Genomic DNA, 22801 nt, shown 5'->3' on the forward strand with positions numbered 1-22801 from the left:
AGGAGAGAGGGAGATGGCTGTCGAGGTTGTGATGCCGAAATTGGGCATGTCAATGAAAGAAGGAACGGTATCTGTCTGGAATAAAGAGATCGGAGAGACCGTGAATAAAGGGGAAAGCATTGCAAGCATCAACTCTGAAAAAATTGAAATGGAGATCGAATCACCTGCAGAAGGAACTATATTGGATATAAAAGTGTCTGAGGGAGAAGGTGTACCGCCTGGCACGGTCATCTGCTATATCGGTGAAGGAAATGAACAGGTCGAGGAAAAGAAAGAAAAAGACCTGCCGCCAAAACAAAAGAAAGAGAGAATAAAAATCTCCCCTGTTGCACGTAAGATTGCTCAAAGTGCTAATTTGGATATTCATACACTAGTGGGAACAGGTCCAGATGGGAGAATCACGAAAGCGGATGTGCTTCGGGCACTTCCTGATGAAAAAGAAAAACAACACAATGAACCAACAAAGCATCAGCCAGTCAGCATGATGCGGAAAACCATTGCCTCGCGAATGATGGAAAGCCTGCAAACAAGTGCACAATTAACAATAACGATGAAAGCGGATGTGACAAAACTTACAGCTTTACAGTCTGAGTTGAACGAAACAGCTGGAGCACAACACGATATGAAATTAACCATGACCGATTTTGTAGCCAAAGCAGTGATTCTTTCTCTGCAAAAGCACCCTGCAATGAACAGTCAATATCAACATGATAGAGTCGAAACTTTTGAGCATGTACATCTTGGAATCGCTGCTGCTTTAGATCATGGGCTGGCAGTGCCTGTTATTCGGCATGCGGAAAAGCTTTCACTTATTGAGCTGGCGAAGAGTATCAAATCGTATGGCAAAAAAGCACGTGAAGGCAAACTTCTCCACGATGAAATTGAAGGCTCTACCTTTACAATCACTAACCTAGGTGCTTATGGTGTGGAACATTTCACCCCGATTTTGAATCCGCCGGAAGCAGGTATTCTTGGCGTTGGAAAAGCGGATCAAATGCCTGTTTATCAGGGGAATGAATTATGTAAAGGGACGATCCTGCCACTCAGTCTGACATTTGACCATCGCGTGCTGGACGGGGCGCCGGCATCACAATTTTTATCAACTGTTAAAGCGTATTTAGAAAATCCAGTATCCATTCTTTTATAGGAAGCAGGTGAAATGAATGACGCTTGTCATTATAGGAGGCGGGCCAGCAGGATATGTGGCGGCAATAACAGCCGCCCGTTTTGACAGAGAGGTTGTACTAATCGACCAAGGCCTGTTAGGAGGTACCTGCCTGAATGAAGGCTGTATCCCAACGAAAGCACTTTTACAAAGCGCTGATATGTACGAGCATGTGAAATCAGCTGGTCATTTTGGAATTGAGCTTCCAGGGAAGGAGCCTATCATTCATTGGGATGCCGTTCAAAAGCGGAAGCGGTCAGTCGTCAAGCAGCTGACTGATGGCGTTCGTTATTTGATGAATAAAAACAAAATCAGCGTGTTAAATGGGAAAGCATCATTTCTTTCGGCACATGAGCTATTGATAGAAAGTGAAGGGACATCTGAAATCATTCAAGCAAAACAAATCATTATTGCTTCAGGATCAGAACCTGCTGCTTTGCCTTTCGCCCCATTTGACAGGGAGTGGATCATTGATAGTAAGGATGCCATGACGCTCCCTTCAATACCAGATTCGCTTTGTATCATTGGCGGAGGGGTGATCGGTTGTGAGTTTGCAAGCATCTTTAGCAGAATGGGATCAAAGGTTGTCATGGTTGAACAGGCAGCACACATTTTACCTGAAGAAGATCACGATACCGCTAACTGTCTTCACGATCAGCTTCAAAAAGCTGGTGTGGAGATTTTGACATCAGCAACAGTCAAACAGCTTGATGCAATCTCAAAAAAAGTGGTGGTTGAGAAGGAACATGGAGAGCGCTGTGACATCAAGGCCGATCATTGTTTAGTCGCCATTGGCAGAAAGCCGAGGCTGGGAGAGCTGAATCTTGAACAGGTCGGCATTGAATTTGATAGAAACGGGATCTGCGTCAATGAGCATATGCAAACCAATCTCCCGCATATCTATGCGTGCGGTGATGTGACAGGCGGTGTTCAGCTTGCTCATGCTGCTTTTCATGAAGGAACGATTGCGGCATCACATGCATCAGGTGAAGATGTAAAGGTCAATGAACAAGTGATTCCAAGGTGCATCTACACGTCTCCAGAAATCGCGAGTGTCGGTTTAAATGAAGAGAGTGCTAGAAAACAATATGGGGAGATTCGGATAGGGAAATTCGCTTTTTCTGCTAATGGAAAAGCACTCATTTTAAATCAGCCAGCAGGTCAAGTAAAGGTCATTGTCGAACCGCAATATCAAGAAATTTTAGGTGTATCCATTATCGGGCCAAATGCCACAGAACTGATTGGACAAGCGGCAGTGATGATGCATACAGAGTTAACAGCTGATACATTAGAGCAGTTTATTGCGGCACATCCGACACTCTCTGAGGCGATACACGAAGCCTTGCTGCAAACAAATGGACGAGCGGTGCACTGCTGATAGAGAAACATTTTATCCGAATGAATTCCCTGGGTCAGCCAATAATTGAAAGCGCTTTTATAATTATCTATAATGGATAAAAAGCCCCCAGAGGAGAGGATGGAATGAATCCGACGCCTTGTTATTTAAATACTTGGAAACGTTTTGTTCGTGAAGGTTTACTTGATAGGTCTCGTCTGGATAAGAGAGTGATGGAGTCATGGCACAGATGTAAACAGGCAAATGTGAACCCGTATTTAGATAAAGGACAGTCGTTGTTAGAAAAGGAATTATTCAGTATTCAAAAAAAGAAGTACTCACTATTCCTAAATGCCGCTCTTCCTTACTTAAATAAAATTAGTCAGCAATTAAAAGAATCGGACATGATGGCCTTACTCATCGATGCAGATGGCTATGTGCTGAGTTTGACAGGAAGCCAAAGGACACTGGTAGAAGCGAAAAAAATAAATTTTATGGAGGGCGCGCGCTGGACCGAAGCCGATGTGGGGACGAACGCTATTGGAACGGCACTGGTCATTGGGGAAGCTGTAGCGATCAACGGAACTGAGCATTTTTCAGTCGCTTCCCACCATTGGAGTTGTTCAGCGGCCCCTATTCGTGATGCAGACGGCACGATCATAGGAGTCATTGATATCTCCTGTATGGCGGATCAAAGGCATCCTTTTATGCTTGGGATGGCTTCAACAGTTGCATATGCTATAGAGAGAGAAATTCAGGTCCAGCAAAAAAGGAAAGAGATGGAGCTGGTCAGTCATTGTCTCCAGCAGGTGGAAGCGGACGAGCCGTATGTTGTCTGTAATGAGAAAAAGCAGATTGTTTCGGCAAGCAAGCCGATTAGAGATCGGTTTACAGACTGGTATGGAATGGATGTTGAGCTGCTCATGGCTGATACATTTGTTACACGAGACAAGCGTCTCATTCAGTCAGAACAAGACGGAGAGCTGCTTGGGATGTCTTTTTCTCTTGAAGAAGCAAAGAAGAGAAATATCACCGTTTCTTTTCCTCAATTTCCCGGGGAATCTGGAACAAGTACAGTATTTCAGCAGACACTTAGCGAATTGAAACGAGCGGCACAAACAGATGTAAATGTATATATTTGGGGAGAAACAGGTACAGGGAAAGAACTGGCCGCTCGAGCAATTCACTTAGCTAGTGAAAGACATAAAGGACCGTTTATTGCCGTTAATTGTGGAGCCATACCAGAAAGCCTGTTAGAAAGCGAACTATTTGGTTATGCTGAAGGAGCTTTTACAGGGGCAAAACGTCATGGAGCAAAGGGGAAATTTGAACAGGCTCAGAAAGGAACTCTCTTTTTAGACGAAATTGGCGAAATCCCTTATGCGATGCAAGTGGCGCTTCTTAGGGTCATTGAAGAAAGAAAAGTCGTACCGCTCGGCGGGACACACGAAATCCCTTTGGATATTAGAATCATAACAGCGACACACCGGAATATAAACGAACTGCTGAAGGAAGGAAAAATACGTGAAGATTTGTATTACCGTCTTCATGTCTATCCAATCAACATCCCGCCGCTTAGAGAAAGAAAAGAAGACATTGTTGATTTCTATCGCTATTACCAAAAGAAACACCAATGGAATGCGACATTTCCTGAATCTTTTTTTCGTAAGCTAGAAGCGTACCACTGGCCAGGAAACATACGAGAGCTTTTTAATCTGTTTGAACATATAAGGGTACTATTTCCTAAAGGAGGATGGATTGGTGAATCGCAATATGCGGCGTTATTAGAGGCGATGGATCAGAAAAAGCAGAAGCAGCATCTACCAGAGTATACCGAGAATCCAAAAGAACTCACGCTAAGGGAACGCATTCAAAAGCAAACGGTGATTGAAGCATTGCACAAAACAAAAGGTCATGTGTCAGAAGCAGCGAGGCTGGCAGAGGTGCCAAGAAGCACCTTTTACAAGTGGATGCGAAAGTATAAGCTGTCATGAACTCATAGGGAGCGCAGCAGCAAGGAGACCTTGGTCTTTCAGTTAGAGGTCGGGGTCTTTCTGTCATGTCTAAACAGAAAACAAAAAGGAAGGAAGAAAGGCTTGACTGTTATATTAGTATATGTTAAATTATAAAAGCCGTCGCTAATGAGACAGGAATGAAACACTTAAAAATTCTTGACACATTTTTCTGGCATAGATATAATGAAACATGTCTTATTATTCCGCAGTAGCTCAGTGGTAGAGCTATCGGCTGTTAACCGATCGGTCGTAGGTTCGAGTCCTACCTGCGGAGCCATAATGGAGAAGTACTCAAGTGGCTGAAGAGGCGCCCCTGCTAAGGGTGTAGGTCGCGCGAGCGGCGCGAGGGTTCAAATCCCTCCTTCTCCGCCATTATTGTATGGCCCGTTGGTCAAGCGGTTAAGACACCGCCCTTTCACGGCGGTAACACGGGTTCGAATCCCGTACGGGTCATGTTTTGTTTTTTGATTCGTTGGGCTATAGCCAAGCGGTAAGGCAACGGACTTTGACTCCGTCATGCGTTGGTTCGAATCCAGCTAGCCCAGCCATTTTTTATATATGTTTTTCTGCATAGCAGATGAGCCATTAGCTCAGTTGGTAGAGCATCTGACTTTTAATCAGAGGGTCGAAGGTTCGAGTCCTTCATGGCTCACCATTGTCACGCGGGTGTGGCGGAATTGGCAGACGCGCTAGACTTAGGATCTAGTGTCTTTATGACGTGGGGGTTCAAGTCCCTTCACCCGCATTGTTTTTTCAAACAGTGCACTTATGAATATATGAGCACATCATACACGCGGTCGTGGCGGAATGGCAGACGCGCTAGGTTGAGGGCCTAGTGGGTGAATAACCCGTGGAGGTTCAAGTCCTCTCGGCCGCATCTAAGAAACCAAAGGTTGTAGACCTTTGGTTTTTTTTGTGCTTTCTAATTAGTTTGAACAGTTATATATGATAGTTTACGATGATAACAAGTTTAGTGAAAAAAGAATTTTTCTAAAATTGTGATAAAATATTGAAGAGTAGGAAAGGGGAAATAAAAACATGTCAATTTACCATAAAGTCATTGGAGAAGGGTATCCGATCGTGATATTGCATGGTTGGACTCTTGACCATCAGGTAATGTTACACGCATTGGAACCGGTATTCGAAAAACGAAGCGGTTGGAAGAGAATATACATAGATTTACCAGGTATGGGACGTTCAAAGCCACATCCGTCTATTCAGAACTCTGATGATGTGCTAGAAGCGATATTGTGTCTTTTGGACGAGATTATCCCTGATGAACAGTTTATTGTTTGTGGTTATTCATATGGAGGGTACATCGCCAGAGGTATCGTTCGTTCACGTCAGGAAACCGTTCGTGGATTACTGCTTGTGGCGCCCATGACTATACCAGAATTCAATGAAAGAGTCGTACCAGAGGCGGCGGTTTTAAAAAGTGACAGCAGCTTCATATCACAATTGTCTTCAGAGGAGGTAGATGAATTTTGCTCTATGATAGTTGTGCAAGGAAAAACGGAATGGGAGAGGTTTCGAGATGAAATTTTACTTCCTTCTAAACAAACAAATCATGATTTCATCAACAACATTCATCAAAATGGATATGGTTTTACCTTCGATATTTCAACTGATCTTAAGTATCCAACGCTCATTATCACAGGGCGCCAGGACAATGTAGTCGGATACCACGATGCATGGCGGCTCATCGAAGATTATCCAAGAGCCACTTTTGCGGTGCTTGATATGGCTGGTCACAACCTACAAATTGAACAACCCGATGTATTTAACTCATTAGTCGATAATTGGTTAAATAGACTTGAGTTGGAAAGTCTTTAGTAAGGTACAACTTATTATAGAATTCAAGCTTTATGATTAACATGTCTATACCTTTTACCATCATCCCCCTGTCTAATGATGTACTTATGTTTCTTCTAATCAACAAATTGCAATTATTACCGATTCATGCTATAATGAAAAGTAATTATTTTTGTTCGGCGTAAAGGATAGTATGAAGATTGACTTTTCGTCTTGAGGGTACTTTGGGCAAGGATAGTATAATACATTGTGTGGTAAACGCACGAGGAGGCAACAATCATGGAACAAGGTACAGTAAAATGGTTTAACGCAGAAAAAGGTTTTGGATTTATCGAACGTGAAGAAGGCGACGATGTATTCGTACATTTCTCAGCTATCCAAGGCGACGGATTCAAATCTTTAGACGAAGGTCAAAAAGTATCATTTGACGTAGAGCAAGGTTCTCGTGGAGCTCAAGCTGCTAACGTTCAAAAAATTGCTTAATCTTCATTCTTTTAAAACAGGTTCTCTACGGAGAGCCTGTTTTTTTGCATGAAAAAACCCTACTCAACGTACAAGTAGGGAGATGGTACAAGGTATTCGTAAAAATTTCATGCTTCAAAGGTTAGTTTAGTATAACATACTGGATTGACAATATGCGGAATTTTCCTAAATAATTTCTTTTTCTTTTCAAAGTGACAGGGCGTGGAGCTATTCGTAGAGAATAACAAATGAGGGAGAAGGTGGGAGTAAAAAAGTGGTATAAATTTTTAAGAAAAGCTCTTAATCTGTTTTTCGGTAATTCCTTCGATGACTTCCAGTTCACTAATCAAATACTCATAAGCATCATCCAGCATTTTCTTTTCACTTGAATTGAGTGGTTTTTCTTTTTTCATTCGCAAGAGGTCACGTACAACTTCAGCGCCTTCTTGGATATCGCCTGTTTTGATTTTGTTTGTATTGATTTTATACCTTTCTTTCCAGGACAATAATGTATCTGAGGTTTCATTCTGAAAAATGTGGATAATGTTCTTGATGGCAAGTATATTCGTAACTGCTCTTATATTTGACCCTGACATTTTCTTTGTTGGAATCATCACTTTCATCTGGCTGACGGACATCTTAATGACATAATACTCTTCTGTCTCGGCAGAAAATTTCTTTTCTTCTATGGCTTCAATTATGCCTGTTCCGTGCATTGGATAAACAATGTTATCACCAATTTGAAACATTTCATCCACCTCCATAAATTGTATCTACTATAAGGGTATCACAAATGAAGGTGTAATAACCAAATTTTTAATAATAACATGTTTTTTATTTTTATGTCAATATTTTTTGTGCGAATTTCAGAGGATTTTTGCTGTGAAATGTCCATTGCATACACCTGTGTAAAAGGAAAAGGTTGAAACATAACAAAAGACCAGCCAATCAGGCTAGTCTCTTAAAACAAATAGCAATCACAACGTAGCAATATCAATCACAAACCGGTAACGCACATCACTTTTCAGCACACGTTCATACGCTTCATCAACTTGATTCGCGTTAATCACTTCAATTTGTGGTGCGATGTTGTGAGCAGCTGCGAAATCGAGCATTTCTTGTGTTTCTTGGATGCCGCCAACGAGTGAACCAGCTATGCTGCGGCGGCCGGAAATTAATGAAAAGACGTGGAATTGATCCGGCATAGGCGGTGCACCGACGTTCACCAAGGTTCCATCTACACGGAGTAAGGACAGATAGGCATCCACATTAATGTTGGCAGAGACTGTATTGAGTATGAGGTCATACTGACCGGCTAGTGTCTGAAACGTTTCAGGATCACTTGTAGCAAAATAGTCTTTTGCACCAAATGATCGTGCTTCTTCTTTTTTATTCAAAGAGCGGCTTAAAACCGTTACTTCAGCGCCAAGTGCGCGTGCGAATTGAATGGCGACATGACCGAGTCCACCCATCCCGACGATAGCGACCTTTTTACCAGGGCCTGCCTTCCAGTGCTTTAATGGAGAATAAGTTGTAATGCCGGCACAGAGAAGAGGGCTTGCGGCATCAAGAGGCAGTTGATCAGGAATGCTGACGACAAATCGTTCAGTCACGACAATTTTTTGACTGTAGCCGCCATAAGTCGGTTCCCCGTCATAGTCACGGCTGTTATATGTTTGGACGACCCCTTTTGTGCAATACTGCTCGTCTCCATTTTGACAATATTCACAGGTGCCGCAGGAATCCACAAAGCAGCCAACACCTACACGGTCACCGATTTGAAACTTCGTCACATCATCCCCTACAGCTGCAACGACCCCAGTAATCTCATGACCAGGAACCATCGGGAAAATACCGCCGCCCCATTCATCAAAAGCGCTGTGGATATCTGAATGACAGATCCCGCTAAATTGAATATCAATTAAAATATCATGTGGACGAAGTGCTCTTCGTTCAATGGTCGTCCGTTCAAAATTCGCTTTTGCGTGTGAAACACTTAAAACATTTGATTGGTGCGTCTGACACATTCTTGATCATCCTTTCAAAAATAAGCTTCGATTCTTTCTTCTATACTGTACTTCTTAAAGTGAACTATAAGTCAACAGAAAACCTTTTGTAATAACGAATTCAACATTCTTGAATCAAGAATTGAGCCAAAAGCATCTTGCTTTCTTTTTTAAAATGGAGATGATGAGGAAAGGGAGATCGGAAGGTAAGAGAAAGAGGGAGGGCACAATGAAAATAGCACAAGCAGCAAAACAGCTCGCTTTATCCACTGCGACACTTAGATATTACGAAAATATTGGTTTGATTAGAGAAATCAAACGTGATGATCATGGGATTCGTGATTATACAGAGGATGATCTTCAATGGATTGAATTTATCAAGTGTATGAGAAATGCTGGGCTCTCGATTGATGCGCTTAGAGAATATACAGCCTTATTTTTTGAGGATGATGATCATACGTTATCTTCGCGAAAAAACATTTTGATCAATGAACGAGAAAGACTCGTCCAAAAACAAAAGGAAATCGAAGAGACCATTAAACGATTGGATTTCAAAATAGAAAGTTATGAAGATATTATCCACAATCATGAGAAAAAACTCGCTCATCAGCTGAAAACTAGTTCAAATTAAACGAAGAAAAACCTGTGACAAGTCACAGGTTTTTTTGATAGAGTTATCTTTTTGTGTAACGCACCCAGTTATAATGTGCGTGGAGTGGTGTAACACCGTTGTAGGAACCAAGCCATTCATCGACACCTGCACCATTCCACAGGTTCATCATAATTTTCCCTGGTGTTTGAGGAATTTGTGTGGTGGCGGTATGCTTTAATTGTCCATCGACATACCATTTGATAGAGTTTGGCTGCCAGTCAAATGCATACGTGTGATAAGAGTTCGCTGCATCGAAACCAAGGTTGACGATCTTTTCATGATTTCCTACACCATTGGTATAGTAATTAAACTGTACCTTTGTCGTATCTTTTCCTAGAAATTCAATGTCAATCTCATCCCAAGGCGTGCCATCAGTCGGTCCCGTATAAGTGAAGAAAGAAGAGACGATCCCCACATTTTTGGCGGGCTTCATGTTGACTTCATATAACCCATAGCCGTACGTTTGAACGGAGCGGTTTTCTCCGCAGTCAAACTTGTTATAGGAGGGACTTGTGAGAGATAAACGCATTTCACCTGCTGAGGTCATCGACACATTATTTGCACGCCACGTACAGTTAAACATGTTTCCATTCGAGTATCCATCGGCTTTTTGCCATAACCCCGTATTATAGTTGTTAAAAGGTTCATAAAACGATCCACCCGTTTGTGCTGAGGCACCCACAGTAAATGTGGACAAACTCAAGACTAATCCAGTGACAACCAGCATCAACATTCGTTTCATACGGTACATATTCGCATTCTCCTCTCCTTTTGTGGAAGCGCTTTCTTTATTGATCATACATGATTCTTTCAAAAGGGAAAATCGGTCTAAATAATGATAAACTGTGTGCATCATTTAATAGAATTGAAAGAAAAAAATAATGATTGACAATGCGGACAGTTGTCCGTAAGATAATATCGGGACAATTTTCCTAAGAAAAACCTAAAGTGTTTTGATTTAACACATAGAGATGAGTGTCATGTGGATGAAGGTAAAGAAGGTGTGTATGGTGGAAAAGGATATTGGTGAGGAAATTGAAGAGATCGCATTCTCCTTGTTTCAAGAATTTGGTGTAGAAAATGTCAGCATGCATAAAATTGCGAAAACAGCTGGTGTTGGACAGGGCACACTATACCGCCGCTACGCCAATAAAAGTGATTTGTGCCTTTCTATCCTTGGGGAGAGATTTGAACAGCTGATCCCAGCTTTGCATCTTTACTTGAGCAAAATAAGTGATCAGCCGGTTCGTGAACGATTACGCTATGTTCTCGAAGAAATTCATCTGATCGTCGGTCACCATTTAGACTGGATTCGGATGCTCACAATCTCTGGGAATTTAGAGCAGACAAGTAAAGTGTATGATAGTCATTACAGTCAATCACTCAGACAAATCATTCGTGAATTGCTTGAAGAAGCGAGAGAAAAGGGAGAAGCGAATATACAGGATATAGAACTGACAACGCTATGTATGTCTTCTCCAATGTCGCCTGAGCTCATGTTTTATATACATGAATCTGGCTATTCGATCGACAAAATTGCTCGATTTGCTGCAGAAAAACAGATTTTATCCGTCTTTCAATAGACATGAAAGTGGCTCATTTCTGACCACCCTGACTTCCTAAGGTTCATCTAAATTGAAAAAGAAAAGGAGCCAACTTAATATGAACAAACAGCAAGCAGCAGCTTCTGAAATTCGAACGCTGCCCATTATTATTTCTTTTATCACAGCTGGATTTATTGGCCTGTTCAGTGAAACGGCATTAAACATGGCGCTGAGAAGTTTAACGTTAGACTTTGGAATTGAAGCGACGACTGCTCAGTGGCTGACAACAGGATATTTATTAACACTTGGTATTCTCGTACCGATTTCAGGACTCATTCTTCAATGGTTTACGACAAGGCAGCTTTTCATAACGTCGCTCGTCTTTTCGATCATCGGAACATTTATTGCGGCGGTTGCGCCGGTCTTTAGTATTTTAATGGTAGCACGTGTCGTGCAGGCAGTCGGTACAGCATTGCTTCTGCCATTGATGTTTAATACGATTTTGGTCATCATCCCGCCTCATAAACGAGGCCGATCAATGGGGATTATTGGTCTTGTGATTATGTTTGCACCAGCTGTCGGCCCGACAGTCTCTGGCCTTATTTTGAAATCGTTGACTTGGCATTGGATTTTCTGGATTTCACTTCCTTTATTAATGGCTGCACTTGTCTTTGGTTTTATCTTTATGCAAAATATTACAGAACCAACAAGACCGAAAATCGACATCTTATCGATTGTGCTTTCAACCATTGGTTTCGGTGGAATAGTATATGGCTTTAGCAGTGCCGGGGAAGGCGGCGGCTGGAGCAGTATGCATGTCATCGTTGCAATTGTAGTTGGTGTCATAGGGATTCTCGTGTTCTCTTTAAGACAGTTGAACATGAAAGAACCAATGCTGAACTTAAGCCCGTTTAAATATCCGATGTTTGTCATTGGGTTACTTCTGATTTTAGTGTGTATGATGGTGATGCTGTCTGCTATGATGATTTTGCCATTGTATCTGCAAACGTCCTTGGCGCTTTCTACATTTACAGCAGGTTTAATGCTGTTGCCAGGTGGAATTATCAACGGACTGCTATCTCCAATCATGGGTGGTCTATTTGATAAGTTTGGCCCAAAATGGCTTGTCATTCCAGGTCTTGTCATTGTCGCAGCGACGATGTTTGGCTTTACGAATCTAAGTGTGAATACGTCAATTGGATTCATTGTAACTCTTCATATTACCTTAATGATCGGAATCGCGATGATCATGATGCCTGCTCAAACCAATGGATTAAATCAGCTTCCGCCAGAGCTATATCCGCATGGTACAGCGATTATGAATACCTTGCAGCAAGTGTCAGGAGCCATTGGTACTGCGATCGGTATCTCGATCCTTTCATCAGGAGCTCGCAGCTTTATGGAAAATGTATCTGACCCCGCAAATCCGGTGAATCAGCTGCTCGCCTTTACAAATGGTGTCCAGCATGCATTTATCTTTGCCGTGATCATGACCGTCATTGGATTGATTATTGCTTTCTTCATTAAACGAGTGAAGGTAGAACAGCAAGTATCATAAGAGAAATGAAAAGCACTGAGGACATAGCGCCGCAGTGCTTTTTTTCAATAAATTAGTCTTTCATCAAATAATGATATCATTAAATATGAAAAAAAGAGTCGTACATAGAATAGCGGTGAATACTCGAAACGGCTTCTACTTAAAATTCTTTCTCAAATTGGTGCAATGCCTTTTCTAATTTTGAAAGCCCATCGTCAATCTGTTCTTTTGTGACGGTCAGAGGAGGGATCATTCTAATCACTTCTCCTTCGTTACCGCATAAGTAAAAGAGAACTCCCTGCTCAAGGGAATAATCTAAAATCTTCATGACGGCGCTTCCATCGGGTTTTTTTGTTTTTGGGTTTATCATTTCAATTCCAATCATTAAGCCTACCGAGCGTATCTCTCCAATGACCGGGTGATTTTTTTTCATTTGTTTTAGTTTTTCAGCAGCATATTGACCAACCACTTTTGCATTATCTAGTAATCTTTCTTCTTTCATTATTTCAAGAGTGGTCAACGCTACCGAACAGGCAATTGGATTTCCACCGAACGTTGTTCCATGACTTCCAGCAGGCCATTTGCTCATCAGTTCTTTTGAAGCTACTGTGGCACTTAAAGGTAGACCAGAAGCTATTCCTTTAGCGATAGCCATAATGTCTGGGGTGACTTCAAATGTCTGAGCAGCAAACCACTCCCCTGTGCGTCCAAAGCCAGTTTGTACTTCATCAAAAATAAGCAGTATACCATGCTGATCGCATATTTCGCGGATCTTTTTCAGCCACCCTTTAGGAGGGATGATGTAGCCGCCTTCTCCCAATACAGGTTCTAATATGACGCAGGCTACTTCTTCAGGTGTCACTTGGTGTTTAAATAATTCTTCAAAATGTTTTTCTAATTCGTTTATGCAGAAAGTTTCTGGGTCTTTACCTTCGGGGCATGCCTGCATATTAGCATAAGGCAGATGATAAGTCAGGTGAGACGGATTTATATATTTTCTATATTTACTTTTTGATGTTGATACGCTTAAAGCACCTAAAGAACGGCCATGAAAGCACCCCGTGAAAGAAATAGCATAAGGTCTCTTTGTTGCATATTTAGCCAATTTTAAAGCTCCCTCAATTGCTTCAGCGCCACTATTGGCAAAGAAAAAACAATTTAAATCTCCTGGCAGAATTTCACCTAGAGATTTGGCCAGCTTTAAAATGGATTCATACATAATGACTCCCGAAGGGCCATGAGTTAAATGATCTGCTGCATCCTTGATACTTTGTACAATTTTAGGATGGCGATGTCCTGTATTAGCTACTGCAATTCCGGAAGTAAAATCTAAATAGGCTTTCCCATCCAGCCCGTAGTAATAACAACCTTCTTCTTTTACCACAGGTAAGTTTGGATGATCTTTGGCCATGCTAGGTGCTAAATAATCACTCATGTTCTCAACTAAGGAACTCCAGTTGTTGCTCATAAAATCTCCCCCCTTAAGCTTTTTACACCTCTACCTTTCCTCTGTTGCAGGTGTAGAATAACACGAAAATAATTAACTGAAAATTTTAACTTATTTATGGTAACTATTGAAATTAATGATGTGAGATAATCTGACAAGATGAGATTTTTAAATATCTTTTAACTTTACAAAAAAAACCGAACTAACCATTATTGGCAGTTCGGTTTTTTGTACGATCAGATATTCCAAATATTTATCTTAATGGTTTTTAATCAGCTATTTACTTTAAGGGTACGCAAATATTCAGAGAATTTCTCAAGACCTGCTTTTAATACATCTGTTGAACATGCGTAACCGATACGAACGTAACCTTCCATATCAAAGCAAGAACCTGGCGTTAAGAATGTGCCATTCGTTTTAAATAGGTCAACGCAAAATTCTTCTGATGAAATAGGGTAATCGTATTTCAGCATAGATGTTGTGCCTGCACGTGGCTTTACGTAGGAGATTGAAGGTTCATTTTGAACCCACTCATCTAAAATAGCCAGATTATCTTTGATAATTTTGCGGCTTCTTCCTAGGACTTTATCATAGTTTTTAAGAGCATGAACGGCTAACATATCGTCAAGCACACCACAGCTGATTGTTGTGTAATCACGGTGTTTTATGCATTCAGCGATCACATCACTTGGACCTGCAATCCACCCAAGGCGCAAGCCGGCTAATGAAAATACTTTTGACATACTTGATGTACTGATTCCTCTTTCATATAAATCAGCAACAGATGGCACAACAAGGTTATCTTCCTGTAATAGGTTTCTGTATACTTCGTCGCACAGCAAGTAAGCATCACATGAGCGTGCAATTTCTACAATTTCTTCAAGCATTTCTCTCTCAATAATAGCACCTGAAGGATTATTCGGATTGTTGATAATAATCAATTTTGTTTTTTCGTTAATCAGAGACTTTAATTCGTTTAGATCCGGCAGGAAGTTATTTTCTGGTCTCAATGGCAGCAGATCTACATTCGCGCCAAATGAAGCAGGCACATCATATAACTGCTGGTATGTTGGGTGTACAGCAATTACATGATCTCCTGGCTCAATAAGAGAATAGAGCACTAAGAAGTTTGCACCAATTGCTCCATTCATGACAAGTACATTATCAGCTTCAACTGTCTCATACAGGCCAGATACTAAGCTTTTAAACTCTGGAGATCCTTCAATATGTCCGTATGTTAATTTTTTCTTTCCGACTTCATTGAAAAAATCTGCCGGATTTGTGCCGTCAATCCCAATCAACTCATTTACAGTGAAAGATTCAACACATGTTTCCGCGATATTATAAACGGCCTCTTGCTCGTATAAATTCATCCAATGTTCTACAGCAAATGTTTTAATATTCATCCGATTAACTCCTTTGTAAGTATGATCTTATTTTTTGATACATAGTCTTTTGGTAAAGAATACTTTCTAAAATCTGCTGATTTAAAAGGCTATCGATCAGTTACAGCTTTGTCGACATCCCAATTTGTTTTTCTTCTGCCTGTTCTAGAACATAGCTCGCTGTCAATAGATCTTGAAGAGAGATGCCTGTACTGTCAAAAACAGTGATATCTTCTGGAGAAACGCGTCCTGGTGCTTGATTTGTAATCACTCCTCCAATTTCCGAAATGATGCTATCTTTTGCGATGATGCCTTTTTTGAATGCAGTTTCAAATTCTCCTACCGTAACAGACTGTTCAAGGTCATCAACGAATATGCGAGCATCAGTTAAAATATTTTCATCAATTTCCTGTTTTCCTGCCATGTCTGCACCCACACATGAAAAATGAGTACCTGGCATTACCCATTCTTTTAGAATAATTGGTTGGCGTGCTGGAGTAGCTGTAATAATAATATCTGCATTTCTCGTAGCTGATTCAATATCATTAACCGGCGTATACTCAATCTCTATCTTTTGAAGCATTTCTTCATAAACTTCCGGGTTTTGTTCTTTAGTTTGAGCTAACAGCTCTTTTAACTTGCCTTTGATGTCTGCACAAAACTGACCAGCTCGGTCAAATGAATGAGCATTATACACTCGAACTCTTTTGATATGGTTCATTGTCATTAAAACAGCTAAGATTTGATAAGCCGCAACATGACCTGATCCTACCATAAGTAATTCTTCTGATTCTTTTCTTGCTAAATATTTAGCTCCAATTCCACCAGCTGCTCCGGTGCGCATCATGGTCATATACTCACCGCTCAAGATACCGATTGGAAGGCCTGTACGGCTGTCAAGAACTAAGACAGTTCCAACAACAGCAGGAAGGCCTTTAGAAGGGTTGTCACCGAACCAGGAAACAAGTTTTAAACCGAAAATGCCTGCTCCTGACAATTCTCCTGATTTAATATCCATGTCCGCTTTACCAGGTTCGAACTCGTGAAACACCATTGGGAATAAAGAAGCTTCTTTATTTTCTTTTAAGACGTAAGCTTTTTCTACGATATCGATTACATTTTTCATATCAAGAATAGCTTTGATATCTTCATGATTTAATACTTTAAATGGGTACATAATATTCTCCCTTTCCCTTACTTCGTTAAGCTCTTTATCAAATCTATCACAGGATGAAACAAGCTAAAAATTAATTAATTTAATAGTATGCATTAGAAAACTTTAGCGATATATCATAACCTTAAGAGTAAGGAGATGATTTGGTTTTTTATTGGTATTTTAAATTAGGCGATTCAATAGTTACCAATAAAAAATGAATGATTCGTATCAAACTTTTAGATTCTCCCGTTAAAATTTTTGATATAATGATTTGATTGCTATTCGCTTCAGAGCATCTTGTCTATGGGGTTATATGGTTAACCTTATATCCTATGAGAAAGATGATTACTTTATATACTTTTGGTTAGGAGCTTTTGTAGGCTATAAAAAATATAGATAGTGAGATGAAGGTTAAATGGAACTCAGAAATCTAAAAACTTTTCAAGTAGTAGCCAATGAATTGAATATGACCAAAGCTGCAAAGATCTTAAAATATACTCAACCCACTATTACTTTGCAAATTCAAGTATTAGAAAGGGAACTAAACCATTCTCTATTCACCCGTATTGGAAAAAAAACGTTTTTGACGCCTGCTGGAAAAAAATTAAAGCAGCATACAGATAGATTATTTGAATTAATGGAATATATGGAAAGAGACATGGAAGAGTTAAATGGTCCTTCCGGAAGTCTAACTGTAACAGCTTCAGAATATTATTGTACGAATCACCTTTCCCTACTGCTTAGTTCTTATACAAAATTGCATAAACAAGTTAAGCTGCGCCTCATGCCAGCAAACAGCCTTATAGCTGTCGATAAAATTTTAAATAATGAAGCAGATATTGGGATTGTTGCAGGGGAAGTTGATTCCTCAGAATTAGAAAAGTTTGTTTTAGAAAGGGAAAAGGCGGTGTTGGTTGTCTCCGCCGATCTTACAAAAAACCGCTCTAAAGAAGAGATTATAGAATCTTTTCCGTTTCTTGCTTATCATGAACATTGCGGTTTTAGCTCAATTACAGAGCAGTGTTTTTCTGAAATTAACACCCGTCCTTCTTCTATCATTGAATGCGGGGGAAGTGATGAAACGATTAGGCGGGCAGTTTTAAATAAAACCGGAATCGCCTTGCTTGGTGAAAATATGATTAAAGAAGAATTAGCAGAGGGTATTCTTATCCCATTGCATTACTGTGAAAAACCAATTGAAACATCTGTCGTATATTTAAGAAGTCGTTCAGAAGGACCAACCATTCAATCTTTCTGTGAATTGCTCAAAGAAACTTGGTTTGCAGTTACAGATTGATCATTTTTTCTTAAAAATTATTTATTTTTATAGGTTTTCAGCTGTGATATAAAAACGAGTTTTCCCATTTACATTAAACATGGAAAACTCGTTTTTTTCTTTTTTTCATTCTCTTAGTATCGTGTGTTAAATTCAGTGTGTTACTTAGCTTTATTGATTAGTTTAGCTAATAAACGTATACCTTCTTCAATGTCTTCTCTTTTTTATTTTGATTAATCCAGTAAGGTGCTGCTGATTCAGTAGAAGGAAAAGAGGAAAAAGGAACGAATGAGTTAAGAAGAAATGAATAAGATAGGAGTCTGAGATCATGAACTTAGAAGAACAAATCAAAATCGCTGCTTCATTACGCCAGCCATCTGAAGGTTCATTAGCGAGTCAATCGGAACTAAAGCCAGTAAATCCTCCTGATGTGAACAAAATGGAATATGACATTCCAACAAGTGCTGGCGAAACAAAGGTGTGGGTGTTTAAGCCAGTGAACACATCAAAGCAGCCACTTCCTGTTTTTGTGAATTTACATGGTGGCGGATTTATCATGGGCAGTGCTGAAATGGATAATCCATGGTGTCCAGTCATTGCAGACCGAGCGCAATGTATCGTGGTCAATGTTGAGTATCAGCTTGCTCCTGAGCACCCTTTCCCAGCCGCTCTCCATGAATGCTACGATGTACTGAAGTGGCTGTATGACCACCCTGATGAACTTCAAATCGATCGGAATGCATTAGCCATTGGCGGACATAGTGCAGGAGGAAATTTGGCAACGGCTGCTTGTCTATTAAATATTCAAAAAGGAAATACACTCCCAATTGCCTATCAAGTGCTTGATTATCCACCGCTTGATCTAGCCACTGATCCAGCACAAAAGCCAGCGTTTGAAGAAGCGATTCCAGTTGAATTGGCGAGACTCTTTAATTCCTTCTATCTGCAAGGCCAAGATCCGCGCAATCCGCTCGTTTCTCCGGTTTTTGCAGATCGTTCATCCTTGGCACAAATGCCTCCAGCTCTCGTCATCACAGCAGAGAGGGATTCGCTGGCTGAAGAAGCTGAGCAATATGCTGGCAAGTTAAAAGAAGCTGGGATAGACGTCACGTATAAACAATTTAAAGGAGTTCCACACGGCTTCACGCACGCCGGAGATTTAGCCATAGCTGAAGAGGCTTGGCATTTGATGGGGGATCAGCTAAAGAAGGCGTTTGAATAAAAAAAGCAGAGTGATTCAAAAGCACAGGAGACAATGGGCCTGTGCTTTTCTTATTGTTTCTGAAAAAAAGCGTCAGATATCTTTCCTCATTGTCGATATAATAGAAAAAATAGATGATTTCTAAAAAGGAGCTAATGAAATGAAAAAAGAACAGCTACAGGCATTTTGTCTTTCTTTAAAAGGAACAACCCATGATTATCAACCTGAGTGGCAGGCAGATCGTTATCATATTGGCGGAAAGATGTTTGCTATGATGGGGGGAGATGCGAATCGAAAGCCTATCATCACTTTAAAATGTGATCCTCTTCGCGCTGAAGAACTAAGAGAGATGCATGAAGGAATTATCCCTGGCTACTATATGAATAAGACTCATTGGAATTCCATTTACCTTGATGCAGACATTCCATCCTCATTTGTAGAGGAGTTAATCGAACATTCCTATCAATTGGTTTTTCAAAAATTAACAAAAAAATCTCAGCATGACATCCTCCAAAATGATTCAAAAGGAAGTAACTGAGGAGCTGTATCTCAGTTGACATGATGCCCCTTGACTCTCTTCAAAATTGACTTGAGCGAAACGCTGTCGTTATAATTTAACCAGTTAGAAGACGCGAATAGGGGGATATAAAATGGGCTATACAGTCATTACAGGAGCAAGCTCAGGTATTGGATATGAGGCGGCTCTCGCATTTGCAGCACGAGGGAAAAATCTTATATTAGCTGCACGCAGGCTCAATAAACTCCAAGAATTGAAGAAAAAGATTCATGATCAATATCCCGATATCAAAGTAGTCATACAGTCAGTTGATTTAACAAACATGGAGCAAGTGTATTCATTTTATGAATCATTGTCAGATTATGAGCTGGCTACGTTCATAAATAATGCGGGTTTTGGTCATTTTGGCTCTATAGGAGAACAAGATTTAAGTAAAATTGGGGATATGCTTCATCTGAATATAGAAGCATTAACGATTCTATCCACCTTATTTGTTCGTGATTATGAGCAAGTAGAGGGGGCTCAGCTCATTAACATTTCTTCACGAGCAGGCTATACAGTCGTTGGCAATGCCGTCACCTATTCAGCAACGAAGTTTTACGTGAGCGCCTTTACAGAAGGACTGGCCCTAGAATTGAAAGAAAAAGGTGCCAAATTAAAGGCAAAAGTATTAGCGCCATCCGCGACAGAATCAGAATTTGCAAAGCGCTCATTGGATGTAGACGAATTTGAATATGAAGGCAATTTCAAGAAATATCATACATCAAAAGAAATGGCTGCTTGTATGCTTGAGCTTTATGACAGTGAAAAAACAGTCGGTATTGTGGACGGAAAGACATTCGAATTTGAATTGAAAGATCTAATCTTTTCACACGCAGGTTCAATGAAGAAATAACGATTCCCATCACTGAGGTACATTTCCTCAGTGATTTTTTTATGGCATGATTGACTGTGTGGTCAAGGATATTTGGAGCACTTAAAATGCGTAATAAATCAGGTAAAAACAACCTATACATTAAATATTTTTTTTGCTGTAGTAAAGACATATATTAAAATATGAAAACCACTCAGAATAAAACCTGAGTGGTCTTTGTTCGTTTAAATGTCATTAAAATCTAATCCAAGATTCTTTTTCAATTGAATCTCTAAGTAATCTCTTTTTAAAAATTTACCGTTTCGAAATTCTGGAGAAAAGATTTTAGGATTGAACAACTCTAGCCCGTTTTCAATCCAATGTTTTCTCCATATGATATGGGACTTTTCAACAATTTCTTGGTCTGTTAACCCCTCATGATCAAATTCATCACAATCAAAATCATCTACTCCAAACTCAAAACCGCAACATGGACAAATTTCGTTACTACCTGCAAAATCGGAATAGTAAGGTCTTTCTTCTAATTCATTATAGCCGCAAATTAAACAAACGTTTTTATTCATTTCTACTGGTCCTTCCAATAATTAATTCCTCTTTTAGGTTTGAAAAAAGTGATAATGACATCTTTATCTTTTTGTTTCTCTACAGATAAAAATTCATTTGTTTTTTTATTATATTTATAATAACGGTGTTTACCATTAAACTTTTTCTTGCTTTTCTTTTCTAAAATATTGTTGCTCTTACTTGCTCCTAATAGTTTGCGTGCTTTATTTAAATACTCAGATTTTGTAATGTTACCAAATTCTTTTTTGTGTTTCTTATAATGATAGTCTAGCCGCGACATACTCACTTTTTTGACTGCGTTTGAAGTAGTGGTTTTCTTACCATGTTTTTTAACAGCATTTTTAACAGCAGTTTTACCAAACTTCTTTATTGCTTGGTTAATTCCAACACGAGCAATATAGATTGCTACGACTACTAAAGGATACCATGATGCTTGAATTTGTGAGTCACTTACTGTGTACTCTTCACCAGTTTCAATATCCACTAATAAGAGATGAGGTTCGCTTTTTTCAGCAACATCAATATCTGCTATTTCAAAATTATATTTTACAGTCTCTTTTGTGTCTTCATCAACAATTTCAGCTTCAACCATTGGTAATTGTTCTGATTCTTGAGATAAAATCACTTTACTGTTGATCAATAAATTTTCGTTTTCAACACTTACTTCAAGTTCCTGTTCATTATTCGTGTTTTTAATGACCTCTGTACTATGCAATTCCCCCGTGTTTGGTAGAGTGTTAATATCATTTGAATTAATTTCATCATGTTCATTTGAATTCATGGTCGCATTAGAAATGCTAGGTCCAATAATTGAAAATATCATTACTAAACTTATTACTTTAATAATATTCTTAAACATCATAAACTCCTAATTCTTATTTAATAATAGGCCATAACCATATGTTGAATCTCGTTCGTCATTATTCAGCGTTTGAGTTTTTTGTTTTAATCTGTGAAGAATATCTTTAAAAGATAGCGAAAAGTCATCTGGTATTAGCTTGGAAATATACCCTGTAGCATTTGCTGTAGCAAAAGAAGTACCGCTTAAAACTTTAACTTCAGCCAATTTTTTTATTTTCACTGTTTCTACATCGACACCAAGAGAAACAAAGTCGATTTTTCCTTTAGCTGCAAATTTATATATCTTATTTTTAGAATCAACAGCAGAAATAGAAATCACGTTATTATAACGAGCAGGATAATCACTTTTTAAACCAAATTTATTACCTGCAGCAGCTATAATTAAAATATTATGACTAACGACTTCGTCAATCTTTTTTTGTAGTTTTACATTATTCTCAGAAAGACCAAAACTCATATTGATGAGATTCACTTTGTTGTCAATACACCAATCTAAAGCTTTGATTAAAGTTTCTACACTTGTGTTTCCATTCTCGTCTAAAATATTTCCATCATAAAAATCTATGTTCTCATTGTTTTTATTAATAATTTCAGCAATAGCAGAACCATGTCCGAAAGAATCCATCACTGTTTTCTTATTATCAAAGCGCTTTATCACAGAAACATCAACATGATTTACGTCAATACCGCTATCAATGACTGCTATTTTAATGTTGTGATCATTTTTAGGTATGTAAATGAAAACAATAGTGATTATTATGAACAAGAAAAGAAAAATAAACTTTATTTTCATATTCCCTCCTTTATAGTATATTCTACTCACGTAATTATTTTTTTCCATATGTAAATAATTTTGTTAAGGTAAAATTAAGGTTAAATGGGTTATTTTTATAATTTAATCTTATGTTTTAAAGTAATTCATTAAAAATATAAGGAGTATTCCCAGTATTTGGTTCTATATCTTTAGCCTCATGCCGATGAATGAAGGTAT

At 39.3% G+C, this 22801-nt stretch carries 21 protein-coding genes and 7 tRNA genes; 19 read left to right on the top strand and 9 right to left on the bottom strand.

All coding sequences use genetic code 11. The annotated features are described in order from the left end of the window. Nucleotides 1-13: 13 nt before the first annotated feature. The 12 genes from OIT90_RS15120 (at nucleotide 14) to cspC (ending at nucleotide 6811) form a co-directional block, all read left to right on the top strand. Nucleotides 14-1147 carry a dihydrolipoamide acetyltransferase family protein gene (locus OIT90_RS15120; protein ID WP_126681957.1) on the top strand — a complete coding sequence of 378 codons (1134 nt, stop codon included), beginning with the start codon at nucleotides 14-16 and terminating at the stop codon, nucleotides 1145-1147. 16 nt (nucleotides 1148-1163) lie between these two features. Beyond that, nucleotides 1164-2543 carry a dihydrolipoyl dehydrogenase gene (gene lpdA, locus OIT90_RS15125; RefSeq protein WP_039176732.1) on the top strand — a complete coding sequence of 460 codons (1380 nt, stop codon included), beginning with the start codon at nucleotides 1164-1166 and terminating at the stop codon, nucleotides 2541-2543. A gap of 104 nt (nucleotides 2544-2647) precedes the next feature. Beyond that, nucleotides 2648-4495: a sigma-54-dependent Fis family transcriptional regulator gene (locus tag OIT90_RS15130; RefSeq protein WP_474892700.1), complete on the top strand. Its 1848-nt coding sequence runs from the start codon at nucleotides 2648-2650 to the stop codon at nucleotides 4493-4495. A 223-nt stretch (nucleotides 4496-4718) separates the two neighbouring features. Then, nucleotides 4719-4793, top strand: a tRNA-Asn gene (locus tag OIT90_RS15135). Between the two features lie 4 nt (nucleotides 4794-4797). After that, a tRNA-Ser gene (locus tag OIT90_RS15140) sits at nucleotides 4798-4888 on the top strand. A gap of 9 nt (nucleotides 4889-4897) precedes the next feature. Continuing rightward, nucleotides 4898-4969: transfer RNA gene (locus OIT90_RS15145), tRNA-Glu, on the top strand. Between the two features lie 20 nt (nucleotides 4970-4989). Continuing rightward, nucleotides 4990-5064 (top strand) — tRNA-Gln (locus OIT90_RS15150). Nucleotides 5065-5095: 31 nt separating this feature from the next. Continuing rightward, nucleotides 5096-5171 (top strand) — tRNA-Lys (locus OIT90_RS15155). A 7-nt stretch (nucleotides 5172-5178) separates the two neighbouring features. After that, nucleotides 5179-5261: transfer RNA gene (locus OIT90_RS15160), tRNA-Leu, on the top strand. A gap of 48 nt (nucleotides 5262-5309) precedes the next feature. Beyond that, nucleotides 5310-5393: transfer RNA gene (locus tag OIT90_RS15165), tRNA-Leu, on the top strand. A 161-nt stretch (nucleotides 5394-5554) separates the two neighbouring features. Continuing rightward, entirely contained in the window at nucleotides 5555-6349 is a 795-nt protein-coding gene (locus OIT90_RS15170; RefSeq protein WP_039176737.1) for an alpha/beta fold hydrolase, read from the top strand. A gap of 258 nt (nucleotides 6350-6607) precedes the next feature. After that, entirely contained in the window at nucleotides 6608-6811 is a 204-nt protein-coding gene (gene cspC, locus OIT90_RS15175; protein WP_008346765.1) for a cold shock protein CspC, read from the top strand. A 266-nt stretch (nucleotides 6812-7077) separates the two neighbouring features. Here cspC and OIT90_RS15180 read toward each other — a convergent pair whose 3' ends face one another. Together OIT90_RS15180 and OIT90_RS15185 are read right to left on the bottom strand one after the other, a co-directional pair. Next, nucleotides 7078-7539 (bottom strand): CarD family transcriptional regulator, encoded by a 462-nt coding sequence (locus OIT90_RS15180; protein WP_039176740.1) that lies wholly within the window; start codon nucleotides 7537-7539, stop codon nucleotides 7078-7080. A 228-nt stretch (nucleotides 7540-7767) separates the two neighbouring features. Next, nucleotides 7768-8817: an NAD(P)-dependent alcohol dehydrogenase gene (locus tag OIT90_RS15185; protein ID WP_474892701.1), complete on the bottom strand. Its 1050-nt coding sequence runs from the start codon at nucleotides 8815-8817 to the stop codon at nucleotides 7768-7770. A 208-nt stretch (nucleotides 8818-9025) separates the two neighbouring features. On the opposite strand from OIT90_RS15185, the gene OIT90_RS15190 reads away from it, so the two are divergent. Beyond that, the gene (locus OIT90_RS15190; protein ID WP_144495831.1) at nucleotides 9026-9427 is read left to right on the top strand and encodes a MerR family transcriptional regulator; all 402 of its coding nucleotides are present in this window, start codon (nucleotides 9026-9028) and stop codon (nucleotides 9425-9427) included. Between the two features lie 43 nt (nucleotides 9428-9470). On the opposite strand, the gene bglS is transcribed toward OIT90_RS15190, so the two are convergent. Then, the gene (bglS, locus tag OIT90_RS15195) at nucleotides 9471-10199 is read right to left on the bottom strand and encodes a beta-glucanase (protein ID WP_041089240.1); all 729 of its coding nucleotides are present in this window, start codon (nucleotides 10197-10199) and stop codon (nucleotides 9471-9473) included. Nucleotides 10200-10434: 235 nt separating this feature from the next. On the opposite strand from bglS, the gene OIT90_RS15200 reads away from it, so the two are divergent. Further along, nucleotides 10435-11031 (top strand): TetR/AcrR family transcriptional regulator, encoded by a 597-nt coding sequence (locus OIT90_RS15200; protein ID WP_474892702.1) that lies wholly within the window; start codon nucleotides 10435-10437, stop codon nucleotides 11029-11031. A gap of 79 nt (nucleotides 11032-11110) precedes the next feature. Continuing rightward, nucleotides 11111-12550 (top strand): DHA2 family efflux MFS transporter permease subunit, encoded by a 1440-nt coding sequence (locus OIT90_RS15205; protein ID WP_058837394.1) that lies wholly within the window; start codon nucleotides 11111-11113, stop codon nucleotides 12548-12550. Between the two features lie 139 nt (nucleotides 12551-12689). Here OIT90_RS15205 and OIT90_RS15210 read toward each other — a convergent pair whose 3' ends face one another. From OIT90_RS15210 to OIT90_RS15220, 3 genes are all read right to left on the bottom strand, one after another. Beyond that, complete coding sequence (locus OIT90_RS15210; protein WP_106025667.1) at nucleotides 12690-13997, bottom strand: aspartate aminotransferase family protein; 1308 nt, start codon at nucleotides 13995-13997, stop codon at nucleotides 12690-12692. A 251-nt stretch (nucleotides 13998-14248) separates the two neighbouring features. Then, nucleotides 14249-15382 (bottom strand): aminotransferase, encoded by a 1134-nt coding sequence (locus tag OIT90_RS15215; RefSeq protein WP_126681963.1) that lies wholly within the window; start codon nucleotides 15380-15382, stop codon nucleotides 14249-14251. Nucleotides 15383-15482: 100 nt separating this feature from the next. Continuing rightward, nucleotides 15483-16538 (bottom strand): ornithine cyclodeaminase family protein, encoded by a 1056-nt coding sequence (locus OIT90_RS15220; protein WP_039176756.1) that lies wholly within the window; start codon nucleotides 16536-16538, stop codon nucleotides 15483-15485. A 394-nt stretch (nucleotides 16539-16932) separates the two neighbouring features. On the opposite strand from OIT90_RS15220, the gene OIT90_RS15225 reads away from it, so the two are divergent. The 4 genes from OIT90_RS15225 to OIT90_RS15240 all read left to right on the top strand — a co-directional run bounded on the left by OIT90_RS15225 (nucleotide 16933) and on the right by OIT90_RS15240 (nucleotide 20406). Continuing rightward, nucleotides 16933-17814 (top strand): LysR family transcriptional regulator, encoded by an 882-nt coding sequence (locus OIT90_RS15225; protein WP_039176759.1) that lies wholly within the window; start codon nucleotides 16933-16935, stop codon nucleotides 17812-17814. Between the two features lie 307 nt (nucleotides 17815-18121). Beyond that, complete coding sequence (locus OIT90_RS15230; RefSeq protein ID WP_126681964.1) at nucleotides 18122-19015, top strand: alpha/beta hydrolase; 894 nt, start codon at nucleotides 18122-18124, stop codon at nucleotides 19013-19015. 139 nt (nucleotides 19016-19154) lie between these two features. Further along, on the top strand, nucleotides 19155-19532 hold the full coding sequence (locus OIT90_RS15235) for an MmcQ/YjbR family DNA-binding protein (protein WP_126681965.1): 378 nt from the start codon (nucleotides 19155-19157) through the stop codon (nucleotides 19530-19532). Nucleotides 19533-19644: 112 nt separating this feature from the next. Next, nucleotides 19645-20406 carry an SDR family NAD(P)-dependent oxidoreductase gene (locus OIT90_RS15240; protein WP_126681966.1) on the top strand — a complete coding sequence of 254 codons (762 nt, stop codon included), beginning with the start codon at nucleotides 19645-19647 and terminating at the stop codon, nucleotides 20404-20406. A 203-nt stretch (nucleotides 20407-20609) separates the two neighbouring features. Here the strand turns inward: OIT90_RS15240 and OIT90_RS15245 are convergent, their stop codons facing one another. Genes OIT90_RS15245 through OIT90_RS15255 form a run of 3 tightly spaced genes read right to left on the bottom strand, consistent with a single transcriptional unit; the run spans nucleotide 20610 to nucleotide 22603 of the window. Continuing rightward, the gene (locus tag OIT90_RS15245) at nucleotides 20610-20966 is read right to left on the bottom strand and encodes a hypothetical protein (RefSeq protein ID WP_080967148.1); all 357 of its coding nucleotides are present in this window, start codon (nucleotides 20964-20966) and stop codon (nucleotides 20610-20612) included. Next, the gene (locus tag OIT90_RS15250; RefSeq protein ID WP_126681967.1) at nucleotides 20951-21808 is read right to left on the bottom strand and encodes an SAR2788 family putative toxin; all 858 of its coding nucleotides are present in this window, start codon (nucleotides 21806-21808) and stop codon (nucleotides 20951-20953) included. The genes OIT90_RS15245 and OIT90_RS15250 overlap by 16 nt, the downstream gene beginning before the upstream one ends. Nucleotides 21809-21817: 9 nt before the next feature. Further along, entirely contained in the window at nucleotides 21818-22603 is a 786-nt protein-coding gene (locus OIT90_RS15255; protein ID WP_052773102.1) for a S8 family peptidase, read from the bottom strand. Nucleotides 22604-22801: the final 198 nt, after the last annotated feature.

The organism is Bacillus sp. ABR (genome assembly GCF_056172715.1).

Bases quoted from the DNA above. Each gene is read 5' to 3' on its own strand.
- cspC (WP_008346765.1), top strand. From the start codon at position 6,608: ATGGAACAAGGTACAGTAAAATGGTTTAACGCAGAAAAAGGTTTTGGA.
- OIT90_RS15120 (WP_126681957.1), top strand. From the start codon at position 14: ATGGCTGTCGAGGTTGTGATGCCGAAATTGGGCATGTCAATGAAAGAA.
- lpdA (WP_039176732.1), top strand. From the start codon at position 1,164: ATGACGCTTGTCATTATAGGAGGCGGGCCAGCAGGATATGTGGCGGCA.
- bglS (WP_041089240.1), bottom strand. From the start codon at position 10,199: ATGTACCGTATGAAACGAATGTTGATGCTGGTTGTCACTGGATTAGTC.
- OIT90_RS15225 (WP_039176759.1), top strand. From the start codon at position 16,933: ATGGAACTCAGAAATCTAAAAACTTTTCAAGTAGTAGCCAATGAATTG.
- OIT90_RS15170 (WP_039176737.1), top strand. From the start codon at position 5,555: ATGTCAATTTACCATAAAGTCATTGGAGAAGGGTATCCGATCGTGATA.
- OIT90_RS15255 (WP_052773102.1), bottom strand. From the start codon at position 22,603: ATGAAAATAAAGTTTATTTTTCTTTTCTTGTTCATAATAATCACTATT.
- OIT90_RS15130 (WP_474892700.1), top strand. From the start codon at position 2,648: ATGAATCCGACGCCTTGTTATTTAAATACTTGGAAACGTTTTGTTCGT.
- OIT90_RS15250 (WP_126681967.1), bottom strand. From the start codon at position 21,808: ATGTTTAAGAATATTATTAAAGTAATAAGTTTAGTAATGATATTTTCA.
- OIT90_RS15235 (WP_126681965.1), top strand. From the start codon at position 19,155: ATGAAAAAAGAACAGCTACAGGCATTTTGTCTTTCTTTAAAAGGAACA.
- OIT90_RS15240 (WP_126681966.1), top strand. From the start codon at position 19,645: ATGGGCTATACAGTCATTACAGGAGCAAGCTCAGGTATTGGATATGAG.
- OIT90_RS15210 (WP_106025667.1), bottom strand. From the start codon at position 13,997: ATGAGCAACAACTGGAGTTCCTTAGTTGAGAACATGAGTGATTATTTA.
- OIT90_RS15185 (WP_474892701.1), bottom strand. From the start codon at position 8,817: ATGTGTCAGACGCACCAATCAAATGTTTTAAGTGTTTCACACGCAAAA.
- OIT90_RS15215 (WP_126681963.1), bottom strand. From the start codon at position 15,382: ATGAATATTAAAACATTTGCTGTAGAACATTGGATGAATTTATACGAG.
- OIT90_RS15190 (WP_144495831.1), top strand. From the start codon at position 9,026: ATGAAAATAGCACAAGCAGCAAAACAGCTCGCTTTATCCACTGCGACA.
- OIT90_RS15205 (WP_058837394.1), top strand. From the start codon at position 11,111: ATGAACAAACAGCAAGCAGCAGCTTCTGAAATTCGAACGCTGCCCATT.
- OIT90_RS15220 (WP_039176756.1), bottom strand. From the start codon at position 16,538: ATGTACCCATTTAAAGTATTAAATCATGAAGATATCAAAGCTATTCTT.
- OIT90_RS15230 (WP_126681964.1), top strand. From the start codon at position 18,122: ATGAACTTAGAAGAACAAATCAAAATCGCTGCTTCATTACGCCAGCCA.
- OIT90_RS15180 (WP_039176740.1), bottom strand. From the start codon at position 7,539: ATGTTTCAAATTGGTGATAACATTGTTTATCCAATGCACGGAACAGGC.
- OIT90_RS15200 (WP_474892702.1), top strand. From the start codon at position 10,435: ATGAAGGTAAAGAAGGTGTGTATGGTGGAAAAGGATATTGGTGAGGAA.